3 protein-coding genes are annotated in these 15,366 nt (G+C 57.0%); all 3 read right to left on the bottom strand.

Annotated elements, in window-relative coordinates; all coding sequences use genetic code 11:
* A partial coding sequence (locus EKD02_RS09335; RefSeq protein ID WP_126385211.1) for a coiled-coil domain-containing protein occupies nucleotides 1-2,165 on the bottom strand: 2,165 nt, incomplete at its 3' end.
* The gene (locus EKD02_RS09330) at nucleotides 2,162-3,982 is read right to left on the bottom strand and encodes a TolC family protein (protein ID WP_126385209.1); all 1,821 of its coding nucleotides are present in this window, start codon (nucleotides 3,980-3,982) and stop codon (nucleotides 2,162-2,164) included. The genes EKD02_RS09330 and EKD02_RS09335, both read right to left, overlap by 4 nt.
* Before the next feature lie 62 nt (nucleotides 3,983-4,044).
* Complete coding sequence (locus EKD02_RS09325) at nucleotides 4,045-15,357, bottom strand: VCBS domain-containing protein (protein WP_221762991.1); 11,313 nt, start codon at nucleotides 15,355-15,357, stop codon at nucleotides 4,045-4,047.
* Between the last annotated feature and the right edge of the window lie 9 nt (nucleotides 15,358-15,366).

Below are 15,366 nucleotides of genomic sequence, written 5' to 3'. Positions count from 1 at the left end.
TCAGCTTCGCGGATCCTTGTGCTGATGGCTGTACGGGTTGCTTCTTTCAGTGCAAGCGGCAGGGCTGACTGCCAGGCAGCCATGGCCTCGGATTTCTGTCCGGCGGTGTAGAGTTTATTGCCGCTTGCAAGACCGGCTTTCGCCTTGTCTTCCTGAGCAGCGAGGCGGGCAAGCTCGCCTTTTCGGGCAGGAATCGCTGTTTCTAGATAGTGTTTTGCGTTCTGGTTTTCTCCGTCCAAAGTAAGCAGCTTGAGAAACTTCGCTTCAGATTCCCCAAGGCTGTCAGCAGTAAACAGGCTGAAAGCTTCCGACTGTAGCGCGGTGATGGCCGCCTCAAGGGCAGCCTGCTCACCGTCAGCTTTGGCGATCCGTTCGGTAATCGCAGCCTTCGTTGCGGGTTGCTGTGCGGTACCCAATGCCTCCTGCCACAGAGTTTTCGCACCAAGGTAATCTCCGCTGTCGTAAAGCTTGCTTCCCTGCTCAAGGGCAGTCATGGCTTTTCCCTCAATCTCGGCGAGACGGGCAAGCTCGCCTTTTCGGGCAGGAATCCGGGTGTCGATATACTGCCGGGCGATCTGATTTTCGCCATCAAGCAGCAACACTTCGCGGAATTTAGCTTCAGCCTTATCAATGCTGTGCTGGTTAAACAGGGCAACACCTTCTATCGCAAGTTGTTCTGTATGGGCCCGGCGGGCAATCGCTTGCTGACGAAGCTTCTCCTCTGCCGTCTGAATGCGCCTGGCACAAGCGGCTTTGGTTTCAGGTATCCCGCTCAGGCTTATTGCCTGCTGCCAACCGACAATAGCGCCACTGTAATCCCCCGCAAGGAAAAGCTTTTCTGCGCCGCCCGCCACCGTTTCAGCCTGATGCTCAACAGCCGCGAGGCGAGCCAGCTCGTTCCTACGGTCCGGGATCAGGGTTGTGATGTACTGCTGAGCATCGGGATCACCAGCATTGAGAGCGAGCAACTCGCCAAACAGCGCTTCCGACTCGTCCAGAGCATCCTTGCTAAAAAGAGCCGCTCCGTTCATTTTGATCTGTTCCATGCGGGCCATGCGAGCCACATTGTCGGCCGCCGCCTGATCTTCAGCCTTGCGGATTCTGGCCGTGATGGCCGCACGGGTACTTTCCTGCTGTGCAAGCTGAAGACCAGTCTGCCAGACGGCCATGGCCCGCTCTTTTTGAGCGGCATCATAAAACTTGCTACCGGAAAGGAGCGCTGCTTTAGCTTTTTCTTCCTGCATCGCCAAACGAGCAAGCTCAGTTTTGCGGGCAGGGATTTTCACTTCAAAATAATTCATTGCCTGCAGGTTCGTCCCCTCAAGAGACAGTACTTCACGGAACCGGTCCTCCGCCTCCTCAAGGCTATCCTTCTCAAACAGTATCACTCCTTCAGCCTGAAGCCCCTGAATTTTAACCCGCAATGCGGCCAACTGCCCGTCTGCGTCACGAATCCCGCCTGCTGCCATCGCCTGCAAAGCGGTATCGGAAGTCAACGACAGCGTCTCTTTCCAAGCATCTCTGGCGGCCTTCATGTTGCCCGATGCCTTATATTCATTGCCTCTCTCAAAAGCCGCTCGGGCATTTTTCTCCCGTTCAGCCTTCTGTTGCCGCTCTCTGCGAAGAGCAGGGATGCGATTTTCAAGGTATTCTCCTGCAGAGCGATTGTCGGCATCAAGCGAAAGCAGTTCCCTGAACTTCCCTTCTGCCTCTTCGAGGCGACCTTCTCCAAACAGCGCAATGCCATCGGCATCAAGCTGCTTCATGCGGAGGTCTCTGGCCGCACGCTCTTCAGCGGCTTTCCGCTCTGCACGCCGTTCCTCCTCGGCGAGATAGCGCTTCATCTCCTCATTTTTCGTAATCGCAAGGGCCTCATTCCAGGCCTTTTTCGCCTCTTCAAGATCCCCCGCCGCATAGAGCTCATTGCCCCTCTGAATAGCCGCTCGGGCCTTCTCATCGCGCACAATATTCCGTTCAGTGACCTTGCGCTCCTCAATGAGGCCATCAACTTTACGGATATTCAGCTCTGCCTTTTCTATAAGTTCCTTCAATGTTGACGCTGCATCGTCATATCCTTTTACGGCATCTTCTGCCCTTAAACCAAACGATGCTGGCAGGGTAAGAATACAGGCCCCCAAAGCGGCCCTGGCAACGATTGACTTCATTTCTGCAGTTCCTTTTTTGATTCCAAGATAATTTCGTTCCAGAGAGCCTTGGCCTCTTCAACCCTACCCTCTTGCTGGAGTTCCGCAGCCCGACGGGCCTTACCGGAAAGCTTCTCCGCCTTGCTGATCCTTGAAACCCTGGCAGGAATGATCGTCTCTTTGTACTGCCGTGCCGACTCGTTCAAAGGATCAATGGATATAAGAGTGGTGAAGAGGGAATCAGCCTCCGCATAGCGTTCCTGAAGAAAGAGCTCCTGCCCGTCAGCGAAAAGCCTTGCCGCCCGGCCAACCCGGTCAACTTCATCCGTTGCCCAGCCGAACCTGCCAGCCTGCCATGCTTTTCCCGCCCTCAAAATCGCATCAGACAGCTTATCAAGGGGCATAGCCGTGTCAATATCAAGGAAAGGATCAAGACCTAGCGAGGCATAGAGGCTCCCCTGGGCACGCTCCATTGACGCATGTGCCATATAAAGCCCGAGTTCGGATTTCAACGCATTGGCCTGAGCCTGGATGTACTCACGATCACTCAAGACATTGAGCTCGTGGCCTGCGTTGATATACCAGAGCATCTGTTCATCCACATCCCACTGCTGGCGAGCCAGCGAATATTGGCGGATGGAAGCCCCCTGCTGCTGGCGGCTCACATACACCTGTGAAAGGACAGCCATTGATATCGCAAGGCTGCTTGCCCGGGCAACTTCTTTGCCGGCCTTTGCCGTCTTGATACGCTGCGGGGCAAGCGGTATGTTCATGAGATTCCATGACACCGACATACCCCCTTCCCACCAATTGGGGTAGGCTGCAAAACTGTTGCTGTTGTACTCCTTCGAACCCCTGAACTCAATGCCCGGCAAGAGGCGCGCAATCGCCTTGCGGGCTTCAAGCGCAGAAATCCTTTCTTCATAAGCCGCTTCCCGAAGTTCCGGACGGTGTTCAAGAGCCACCTGCTCAAGTTTTTCGATAGGTACATTCATGGAAGGCAACCCGTTTTCCGGGAGGTCAACCGTAGACAGTTCGAACGATATGCCCGGCGGAAGGCCCATTAACGAAGCAAGCCTGGGTTTTGCCACAGCCAGTTCATCAATAACCGCCTGCATCTGCCGCATGGTCTCAAGCAGAGCCCTCTCCTCCCGAAGATTCTCTATTGGCGAAGCCAGCCGCTCTTCTCGCTGCTGACGAATCCGCTCCAGCTCGCTCTCAGCCGACTGCAACACGCGGATGGCACGAGCCTGAAGTTTCGCAGAGCCAGCCGCCTGCCAGTACGCGAGCCGCACCTCCTGCATGAGGTTGTGAATCACCTTGCGCCTGCGTTCCCGCCAGATCAGTTGCTGGTTTGCCTTCTGTTTAGCCTGATAGTAGCTGACCCCGAAATCCAGAACATTCCAGGCAATGCTCAGGTCGGCAGTCCTGATATCGCGGTCCTGCGAAGTCGACATTGAAAGCGACTCCACCCCGGTATCAAGGTTAACGCTGTTTGAAGCAGCATATGTTGAACGGTTCGAATACCCTGCACTGGCCGCAAGCCGAGGCAGCATATCCCAACGAGCCAGGCCAAGCTCACCCTTTGCCAGAGCTTCCTGCATCAGTTTTACCCTACTGTCGAGATTGTAGCGGATGGTACGGGCCATCGCATCCTCAAGCGTCAGGGGGCGCTCGATCTTCTCCTGCCGGGCATACGCCTCCTTCAGGTCAGACTCAAGACGAGATCTATTGGCTTCAGTATCCAGTGCCTTAGGAACAACGATGCAGGATGTCAGGGAAAGCAGCATGGCTATTCCAAGGGCCTGGACAAGTCTAGGCCGCAAAAGCACAAGCATAATACGGATAGTCAGGGGGTCTTAATTTTTTCGCCTTTAAATATACGGCATTTTCTACAAAATCAAGCATCCACAGCTTCTGGATTCTCCAGTGCCTCCAGCTGAGCCAGAAGTTGGTGCCGCTGACGGAACAGCCCCCACCGTCCAGCCTCGGCAAGCTGTTCGCTGAGCGCGGCCCGGCCCATCCTCGTGAAAGGTATGTCAGCATCCGGCAACCTGCGGCCGGCAGCCCCTTGAAGTTTTTCTACCTGCAGCCCATCCTGCTCGTTGCCCGACTCCCCATCTTCCGACCCGAATTCAAGACGGTATACCGTTTTTGTTTCGTTGCCCGACCCGTCACGAGCCCTGACCACGATCTCAATATCACCGTACAATTTACCCGTCACTACAAAAGACTGGGTTAGAGAATCGAACCGAACACCTTCGGGCAGTGGCGAACCATCGAGAAGGGAAGCTTCATAGATGATTCGCGAAGAAGCCGACTGCGAAAGGGACTGGATGCTTTCAGGTATGCGATAGGCACCCTTTTCACGCATATCAACCTCAATAACCGACTCCTCTTTAGCGTCCATCTGAGCGGTAAAACTTTCGGCTCGCTGCTGTTCGGGGCCCTGCACTGATTCCGGAAAAGCCACAGTCTCCACTACAGCATTCTGAACAGAAGAAGCAAGAGACTGCTTTGACGAACCTGTATCGCCAAAGGGATCCACACTCACATCAACGCCCTGAATAACCAGCGCAGTTGACCCCACAACCGGGGGTCCAGAATCGCTTGCCGGCTGCTGATCAGCAACAGCAGGGACATCAGTCAATATTGACGATACATTCTCCGCAGGCCTTACCGTTGAAGGCTTTTCAAGAGGAATAAGCGGGGTAAACTCTCCCGAGCCCTGCAAAAGAACCCGAAACACGCTTGTGGCCTGAAGAGAGAGCTCATCAGTCACGGTAAAGACAAACGAATCAGTCACGATTTGCCCCTCATCAAGAGCTTCAACCGCTATAACATTGCGCTGATAGAGGTAGACGCCGCTTTCGGTATTGACGCGGAGCGTACCGTACCGGCCAGTTTCTGTAACAGTGCCACCTGTGGCAGCCAGGCCATCAATGCCATATACAAGCGTCGGGGCGTTGTCTGCATCTGAACCGCGCAGGCTGCCGAAAAGTCCGGCCTCCTTGACGGTAGTTGCTGAAGGGTCTTCAATAATGCTTCCACTAACCACCTCCGAGAGAGTTGGTGCATCGTTGGTGCCCGTTATTGTCACCATCACATCTTCTGAAGCGCTTCCACCCCTGTCATCAGAAACCGTTATGGTGTATATAGCCGTCACCCGTTCCCCTTCAGCAAGGAAATCAAGGTCCGCTTCACTCACGCTGTAGAGCCAGTCAACCGCACCGTTGTTTGAATTTCCTGTCCGCTCAGAAATCTCAAATGCATTGACCAGTGCATTGCGCTGGCCAACCTTCATTTCATCGGTCAGCTCCCTACGGCCATCGGCGCCGGATACGCTTTCCCACTTCAGTGACTTCAGCACTTTCGTCACTGCAGGACGATCAGCCAAATCCACATCAGCGAAAGCAATCGAACCCGTCTCTGTCAAGTCACCCGAACCCTCGGTAATGGCACCGGTTACGGTTGCTTCTGTAATCGACGGGGCGTCGTTCGTGCCGGTCACCGTGACCACGACGCTCGAAGTCGCCGAAGGCGATGCCTCCTGCAATCCTGCGCCACTGTTGTCAGTCGCCTTGAGGGTATAGGTCAGCACCAGCGTCTCACCTTCGCGGAGAAAGTCGAACGCCCCGCTGCCGGAACTGCCAGAGGTGAATGTCCAGCCGAACTCCGTGCCTGCGGCACCATCAGCTCCGAGTGCGCTGATGCTTCCCGACTGGACCGATACCCCGAGCATCGCCTTCAACTCGACATTGGTGAGGGGCACCGTACCCCCGAATGTTCCGCCTCTTGATACCGACTCAACCGCTATATCCACCGTGTCAGCGGTATCAAGGTCCATCACCGCCATCGTCCCCGATGCTGTCAGGGCGGCATCGGTTTCGGTAAGTGCCGCCGTGTCATTGCCGTTCGTAATCACCGGGGTGTCGTTCGTACCGGTAATGGTGATGGTCACCGTTTCGCTGTCGGAGAGCGCCGTACCGTCGTCGTCAGTCGCGCTTACCGTGTAGGTCAGCACCAGCGTCTCACCTTTCTGAAGGTAGTCGAACTTCCCGGTGCCCGAGTCGAAAGACCAGCCGAGCGTGCTGCCTGTGTGCGAATCGTCGATAATGGTGCCGGGCGTCACCGTGAACATCCCGAGCAGCGCGGCGTCGCCCGGGGCAGCGCTATCGGAGCGGTTCGAAGTGCCCCCGACCGAAAGCGTCCGTGTGGCCGTGACCACATCCGTCACATCAGCGTCCGATACCGTGAGCGAACCGCTCGCCGACAGCCCGGCGTCTGTTTCAGAAAGCGATGCCGTGTCAGGCCCTGCCGTTATCACCGGAGCGTCGTTCGTTCCGGTGAGGGTCACCTCCACCGTCCGCGTCACGCTGCCGCCGTGGCTGTCCTGCACTTCAAAGCTGAAATTCTCAACCTTCGTCTCTCCTGCAGCAAGGTACTCGACCGCAGAGGCTGCAACGCTGTATTCCCAGCTCACCACGCCATTAATGCCGCTCGTTGTGTCCGTCGTCTTCGTCACCGTAAGCGCACCAAGTGCTCCGGATGAAGCCGTTACAGCGCTCAGTGAGTGGCTGTCGGCAAGGTCAATATCACTGAAGAGTATGGTGCCGGTGTCCGTCAGTACGGCCTCCACTGAGGGAGATCCGGTTGATTCAGCTGCCCCGCCGGCAAGGTCCGTCGCCGCAGCAACAGGAGTATCGTTCGTGCCGTTAATAGTTATCGTCACATCCTGTGAAGCTGAACCGCCCTTATCGTCGGCAACACGCACCGTGTAGACAACGGTCACCGTTTCGCCGGCAGCGAGGAAATCAAGAGTGGATTCCTGCATACTGTACTCCCATCCAACCGAGCCGCCGTTCAGATTACCCGATGCTGCCGCAATAGAGAATGCGCCTACAAGAGTGTTGTATCGGCCTATGGCCATGGTGTCGGTAAAGTTGCTGCCGGAAGCGCTCTCCCACTTGAGCGACTTCAGCGCTTTGCTCACCGATGGACGGTCCGAGAGGTCCACATCGGAAAAAGCAATCGAACCCGTCTCTGTCAAGTCACCCGAACCCTCGGCAATGGCACCGGTTACGGTTGCCGCTGTGATCTCTGGTGCGTCGTTCGTGCCGGTCACCGTAACAACGACGCTTGATGTCGCCGAAGGCGATGCCTCCAGCGATCCCGCACCGCTGTTGTCCGTCGCCTTGAGGGTATAGGTCAGCACCAGCGTCTCGCCATCACGGAGAAAGTCGAACGCCGCGCTGCCGGAACTGCCCGAGGTGAATGTCCAGCCGAACTCCGTTCCTGCCGATGCGTCGGCTCCGAGCGCGCTGATGCTTCCCGACTGGACCGATACCCCGAGCATCGCCTTCAGCTCGGCATTGGTGAGGGGCACCGTACCCCCGAAGGTTCCGCCTGCCGATACCGACTCAACCGCTATATCCACCGTGTCAGCGGTATCAAGGTCCATCACCGCCATCGTCCCAGATGCTGTCAGGGCGGCATCGGTTTCGGTAAGTGCAGACGTATCATTGCCGTTCGTAATCACCGGGGTGTCATTCGTACCGGTAATGGTGATGGTCACCGTTTCGCTGTCGGAGAGCGCCGTACCGTTGTCGTCCGTCGCGCTTACCGTGTAGGTCAGCACCAGCGTCTCACCTTTCTGTAGGTAGTCGAACGTCCCGGTGCCCGAGTCGAAAGACCAGCCGAGCGTGCTGCTTGTGCGCGAACCGTCGATAATGGTGCCGGGCGTCACCGTGAACATCCCGAGCAGCGCGGCGTCGCTCGGAGCAGCGCTATCGGAGCGGTTCGAAGTGCCCCCGACCGAGAGCGTCCGCGTGGCCGTTACCACATCCGTCACATCAGCGTCCGACACCGTGAGCGAACCGCTCGTCGACAGCCCGGCGTCTGTTTCAGAAAGCGATGCCGTGTCAGGCCCTGCCGTTATCACCGGAGCGTCGTTCGTTCCGGTGAGGGTCACCTCCACCGTCCGCGTCACGCTGCCGCCGTGGCTGTCCTGCACTTCAAAGCTGAAATTCTCAACCTTCGTCTCTCCTGCAGCAAGGTACTCGACCTCCGAGGCCGCAACGCTGTATTCCCAGCTCACCACGCCATTGATGCCACTCGTCGTGTCCGTCGTCTTCGTCACCGTAAGCGCACCAAGCGCACCGCCTGAAGCCGTCACAGCGCCGAGGCTGTGAGTGTCGGAGAGATCGGTGTCCGTAAAGCCTATCGTGCCGGAGTCCGTCAGGTTGCCGCTTGCAGTAACCAGCTCAATCACGCTGCCGCTCACATCAGTAGCATCGACCACCGGAGTATCGTTGGTTCCGGTTATGGTGATGACGACCGCCTGGTCAACGGCAGAGGACTGACTGTCGGTAGCGCGCAGAGTATAGGTCAGCTTCAGCGTTTCGTCCGCAGCGAGGTAATTGAACGCTTCTGAGCCACTGTTGAACGCCCAGTGGATGGTCCCGTGTGTCGCCCCGCTGGCGATGACCACACCTGAATCAACCGTAAGCATGGCCTTGAGGTCGGAGTTCGTGATGCCGTTGGCCGATCCTTCATGAGTTACGGCAGAGACACTCGGCGTCACCGTGTCGGTCGCATCCTTGTCCGACAGCGTCAGGGTTCCGCTTTTCGAAAGACCGGTATTGGACTCACTCAGGCCTTCTGAAGCACTATCACTGCCACCAAGACTGATCGACGGTGAATCGTTCGCCCCTGTGATGCCCACCATCACATCCTGCGTTGCCGTCCCTCCGTGCTGGTCGTTCACCGTAATGGTGAACATCGCCGTCACCTTCTCACCGGCCCCGAGGAAGTCGAGTGCGCTCTCGGCAATCACATACTCCCAGTTCACCGTGCCGTTATTGGTGTTGCCGTCGGCGTTCGTCACACTGAACCCTGCGGCAAGCGCGGACTCCTGCAAAGCACTCAACACCAGCGCAGTCGTGCCGTCGGACTTCACTGCAATAATGGAACTCTTTGCCCCCGTCGCCACCGGTCGATCACTCAAGTCAACATCCGTGAAGGTCACCGACCCCGAATCCAAAAGCGTGGAGGCCTCGGTGATGCTGCCGTCGATATCGACGACCGTTATCGAGGGGGCGTCGTCGGCACCGGTCAGATTTACCGTAAAGGTCTGCGTCACCAGGGAACCGTCGCCATCCGTAACTGTCAGTGTGAACACATCGCTGACAGATTCTGATGCGGCAAGGGCTTCTACACTTGCGGCAGTCCTATCGTATTGATAAGCTCCGCTGGATCGGTTGAGGCTTAAGGTGCCATAGGTTCCCGTTTTCGTGACGATTCCTGTATGAACCCCTGTCAGATCAATACCACCATCAATACCGTAGGTCAGTATCTCAGTATCAACATCAGAACCGCTGAGCGTTCCCGTCAGACCGGTTTCAGTAACGGCTGTGGCGCGATCTGTTTCCGTTATGCTCCCCGATGTAACCGCCGAAAGCGTCGGAGCGTCGTCGTGACCAGTTACCGAAACCGTGTAGGTCTTCGATGATACTGCCCCGGCGCTGTCGGTCACGACGACGGTGAAGCTGTCGCTTCCACTTTCATCGTCGTCGAGCGCTTCAATGGCGGAAGCATTCTTCGTGTATGCATACACGCCGGTAGAGGTATCGAGGGTCAGGGTTCCGTAGGTGCCGGCCTTCGAGACGACTCCGTCCGATGCAGCTATCGCATTGCCACTGCCGTCATTGATCCCGTAGGTCTTCGAATCACCACCATCAACATCAGCAGCAGTCAGAGTACCACTGAGATGCTGATCTGTCGTGGCGGAGGACTGAACTGTTTCAGTAATACTTCCCGCCGTTACGGCCTGGAGAACCGGCACATCGTTCGTGCCGGTGATGGTTACCGTGAGAGTCTGATCAACAGAGGCTCCCTGGTCGTCCGTGACCCGGGCCGTGTAGCTCTGGGTTGCACTCTCGCCTTCTTTCAGAGCCTGTGTAGCTGTTTTGGTGTTGTCCAGCGTGTAGGTCCAGACGCCACTCGCGCTGTCGATCGCCATCGTGCCGTAGGTCTCGCTCGGGGTGCCCTGCAGGCTCCAGGTTTTGGTTGCGCCGGTGTCCACATCACTTGCCACCAGCGTTCCAGTGGCTGTAGCAGTCCCCGCAACGACAGTGCCGTTGTCCTGATGACCGGCTTCAACGACTGCTCCTGCATGCGCTGCTGCTGCGCTCGTTACCACCGGCACATCGTTCGTGCCGGTGATGCTTACCGTGGCCGTCTGCGTAACCGAACCGCCCGATCCGTCGGCAATGGTATAACTGGCAACAATAGTGCGATCCGCACCGTCAGCAAGATCATCAAAGGCAGCGGCCGCTGGATCGACCGTCAGGGTGACGCCGCTGAGGCTGAAACCAGCCGGGACATCGACACCACTGTTGCCCGTCGAGACACCTCCGACCGTATAGGTCACGCCAGTTATGTTCAAAGAGGAATCGTCAACATCACTGGCGTCAGCAAGCAGATTGAAAGTAATGGATGACGCGCCCTCGCTCGCACTGCCGGTGATTGAACTGCTGACCGTCGGAGCATCGTTGACACCTGCAACCGTAATAGTTGATGTAACGGGCGAAGAACCAAGAGCAGCGTCGTTCACCACCCAGCTGATGGTGCGATTTCCGATATTCGGATTGTCGGTATTGGTATTCTGATAGGTGATGGACTCAAGCGCGGCTTTGTACTGCGCTATTGTGGCGCTGCCGGTCAGAGTCAAGACTCCGGCGCTGCCATTCCAGCTGCTGGTGATACCGTTCTGACTGGTACATGCCAGAACATCCTCAGTGCTGACATACCCTCCGGAGATGGTGACTGCTGCAGATGCAATAGTGGTGTCGTCCGCGTCGGAGAGCGCCAGAGATGCTTCAATAACGGCAGGTGAACTCCCTTCAGTAAACGCCAGAGTATTGCCTGCGCCAGCAAGAGCAGGCGCATCATTGACGGGAGTAATGGTAATGGTACTGGTGGCGACGCTGCTGTCAGCCGCGCCGTCATTGACCTGCCAGCTCAAGGTTCTTGTCGGGCTGTTCAGCGTCGGGTTATCGCTTGAAGAGGCATAGGTAACCGCACGCAATGCATTTTGATACTGCTCCACGGTAGCACTTCCGCTTAAGGACAACACCCCCGTTGAGCTCACAAATGAGGCCGTTATGCTCCCGTATAACCCAGTATTGTTATTGGTAAAGGAAAGAGAGTCAGAGGCGTTTTCGTAATTCCCTGAAATGGTGACTGTCGCTGAAGCCAGACCACCATGTTCATTATCTCGAAGAATGACATTTTCCAGTGCGTTGACTTGTGCATTTTCAGTATAGAGAATGACATTGGAGGTCTCTCCCCCGAGGCGTATTTCAGCAACCTGAATATAACTGTCACCACCACCACCAGTACTTTGATCAAATGCCAACCTGTAGTAACGGTAGCTTGTACTGTTAGAAAATGAAACCGTCGGGTAATCGGTATATCTCTCTGCAGGAGGCGTAAGAGCAGCTGCTGCTATTTGAGTGAAACTTGCGTTATCAGTCGACCCATAGAGGATAAAGTGCGCAGGGTCTCTGTTGAGCGCGTCATTTGCCGTGGTCAGTCCGAGCGAAGTGACCACATAGTTTGCGCCAGCATCAACGGTCACGCTGCTGCCGACACCGCTGAAGTTGAGATATTTTGTATTGACATTGTCATCGAACGCATATTTCACAACTTCTGTATCAGGCGATGAACCTACAACACTATATGCGGTATCAGGCAATCCTGTGGTTATATCCGCTGTTGATACATATGTGGTTATTGTTGGCGTATCATTGACAGCTGTGATGCTGACCGTAAAAGTACTCTCTGCAGTCTGCCCGCCGGCCGTCGCGCGGATCTTGAACGATTCGGAAACATTGTTCGTCAATGCGTTGATGGCACCGTTATCAGGGACGAAAGCATAGTCCCCGTCTGTCTGGATATACAGGTCACCGTACGCCCCATTCTGTACGAAGTCATATCCTTCGCTGTCCACGGCCCCACTGGGAACGGTTGTAGAGTCAACTAACGAAAATACAATAGAGTCTCCCTCTGCATCGGTGGCGCCGAAACGGCCTTTTTCAATAGAAAAGGTATCGTAAGACGCTGTTTCCGTTATACTTAAAGTCTGAGCCGCCAGTACCGGGGCATCGTTGACCGCATGCACCGACACAGTGGCCGCAACATTCAGGCTTGCCGTATCACTACCGCCGCCGGCCGAACCACCGCTGTCTTTGAGCGATGTAATCGTAACGGTTCGGGTCGCGCCTGTTGAGGGCGCCTGACTGCTGTTGCTGTAGCTGATGCCGTTGATCAGTGTGCCGGCGTCCGATGCGCTGATTCCCTCGGCCTTGCTCATGGTCACGGTGGCCGTGCCACTGCTCACACTGACGGAATACCCCACTCCGTTCGTTGCCGTGGTTCCGCTCGCACCATTGGTGAGCGCTATGGTGGAGCCGTCGATTCCGAGGCTTTCGGTCGTGTCCGACACATTGCTCACGGTCAGCGTCAGCGCAATTATGCTCTGGCCCGTCTCGACCGTACCGAGGATGACACCGCTGAACGGATGGACCGGGGATCCATCTTCAGTGAAGGCCACAGAGAGCCCGCCGGTCACGGACCGGGTATCCCATGTGGTCGTATTGTAAGCGGTTCCGTTGAACTTGTTGGCGGTTGCATCTGCAAGCGTGGTTCCGGACCCTTCGTCGAGCTTCCACAGGGCGACCAGTCCCGCTTCGGTCCCCTGCAGGGCGCCGTTCATGCTGCCGCTGACCTCCGCTGCCGTTCGCACGTCGTTCCATATCCTGAACTCGGCGATATCGCCGTTCATGTAAAACGAATTGTCGCCACGCCTGGCGAGCTCATAGTAGCTGCCTGTGCTTTTCAGGACAGCGTCCGTATCGTGATTATTGTCCGTGCACGACACTTCAACGCCGTTGATGTAAATATGGGCCGTATCCGTCGAGGCATCGTAGGTGGCCGCGATATGCGTCCACTGTCCGACGACAAGGACGTCACCCGTATCGAAATAGGCCCCTCCCGTCGGGATGAAGCGCAATACGGCACCGTTGGTATGCAGCTCCATCTGCTCCACCGCCTGGCCGCTGATGAACTGCACTCCGTCAAGCGAATCGAACTTCACCCAGGTCTCGAGTGTGAACGCAGTCGTAATCGAATCGTCAACATCGGGGAACTCCGCGTAACTCAGGGACGAAGCGGTAAAGGATAGTGCGGGATCCGCCGTGTTGGCAAGACGGGGGGCGTCGTTGAGAGCCGTCACCGTCACAGTCTGGGTGGTAGTGGCTGAAGCGTTGTGGCTGTCGGCCGCCGTGAAGGTCACCGTGCGACTCGCGGTTCCGGGCGTGTCGCTGGAATTGTTGAACTGTACCGCACGAGCCGTCGCCTGCACCAGGGCGCTGGTGGCGTTGGCATTGAAGGTGAAGGTCCAGGCCGCACCGCCAGCTGCCGAAGATGCGGATGCCGTGCCGATGGCGGTAGTATTGCTCATCAGCGTATTGCTGTTGATGCCGACCAGCCATATCCCGCTGTTATTTGCTGTCGTCAGTGAAAGGCTGTCGCCGGTCTCGCTGTTCGACGTAACCTGCACCGTCAGGGTACCTCCGTCCCATTCCCCATCCCCTTCGGGGTCGCTGATGGTGATGCCTGGAGCGGCCGACGTCGGCGTCTGCTCGGTGAACGCCGTCGTCCCGCCGGCCGTAATGCCCGGAGTGTCGTTCACGGCGCTCACCGTGATCGATACCGTATCGGTGTCGTTCAGCGAACCGCTGTCCGTCGTCTTGAGTGTCAGCGTATCGGGCCCGTTGTAGTTCAAGTCCCCCCTGTAAGACAGCGCATCCGTTCCGGCAAGCGTCGCGTTGATGGCCGCCGGCGTCCCCGTCAGGGTGACGCTGCCTGATCCGTTGGCGCTGAGACCCCCTGCAGCAAGGCCACCGGCGACATTGTCGGCGACCGTAATGGCACCATGCGATACACTCAGCTGAACCGAGATGTTGCCAGCCTCGTCCACATCGGAAACACTCAGCCCCGTAATCGACACAGCAGTATCCTCGTTCACCGTAATCGAAGACGCGCCGACAGTGTTGACCGGCGCGTCGTTCACCGCCGCCACCGTAATCGTCGCCGTCGCCACCGAGCCGCCGAGTCCGGCGTCGGCGTTCGTCGTCGAACCCTGGACCTGAAATGTTCCGCTGCTCGTGCTGTTGGCCGAGGGCGTGAACTTCAGTCCTGCATTCCCCTCAGCATAGGTAATGAAGGTACCGTTGTTTATCGCTGTTGTCCCGTCGTTCTTGTACAGCGTACCTCCGCTGATTGCCGTGATCTTGAAATACCCCGTTTCCGAACCGTCCGCAGCGTTGCGGCTTATCACCAGCCCGCTTGCCGTCTGCGTATCCTCATCAGTCGATGCATTGGTCACAGAAACAGTGTCGGCCACCGGCGTCACTGTCAGACTGATCTGCTGAGTCTTCGCGAACCCGTCATCATCGGTGACGGTTACTGTAAAGCTGTCGCTGCCGTTGTAGTTCGCCGTCGGGGTATAGCTCCAAGCTCCCGTCGAGGCATTGATCGTTGCCGTTCCGTGCGAGGCCGCACCGCTCACACTGAAATAGGCACCGTCCGTGAGACCGTCTGCCGCGTCAGTGGCCGTCAGCGTACCGGTGATGGCGCCGCCGTCTTCTGCACCGCTCCCGCTGGTGTTGCCCTCGATGGTTGCCGTATCGTCTACCGAATTCACCGTAATCGAAACCGAATCACTGTCGTATGCCGTACCGCTGTCCGTCGTCTTGATGGTCAGTGCGTCGGAGCCGTTATAGTTCAAGGTCCCTTTGTAGGACACCCCGCCCGTCGCCGCCAGCGTCGCGTTGATTGCCGCAGCAGTTCCACTCAGCGTCACGGCACCGCTCCCGTTATTGGAAATGCCACTGGAAGCCAGCCCGCCCTCAACATCTGCAAGAATGGTGACAGTGCCATGACTGGCCGTCAGTTCGACACTCAGGTTGCCGGTCTCGTCAACATCAGCTACAGTCAACCCCGTAATGGAAAGCGATGTATCCTCGTTCACCGTGAACGAGGATGTCCCAACCGTGTTGGTCGGCACATCGTTGACTGCCGTCACATTCACAACAGCTGACTGTGCTCCTGTCGTGCCGCCATCGCCATCCGTTACCGTAATACTCAAGGTGCGGCT

Source organism: Chlorobium phaeovibrioides (assembly GCF_003968655.1).
GTDB classification, from domain to species: domain Bacteria; phylum Bacteroidota; class Chlorobiia; order Chlorobiales; family Chlorobiaceae; genus Chlorobium; species Chlorobium phaeovibrioides.
The sequence above is the reverse complement of the archived record's forward strand: the minus strand, read 5'-3'. Positions and strand labels throughout refer to the sequence as shown.

Coding starts and splice junctions, on each gene's coding strand:
- EKD02_RS09330 (WP_126385209.1), bottom strand. CDS start 3,982: ATGCTTGTGCTTTTGCGGCCTAGACTTGTCCAGGCCCTTGGAATAGCC.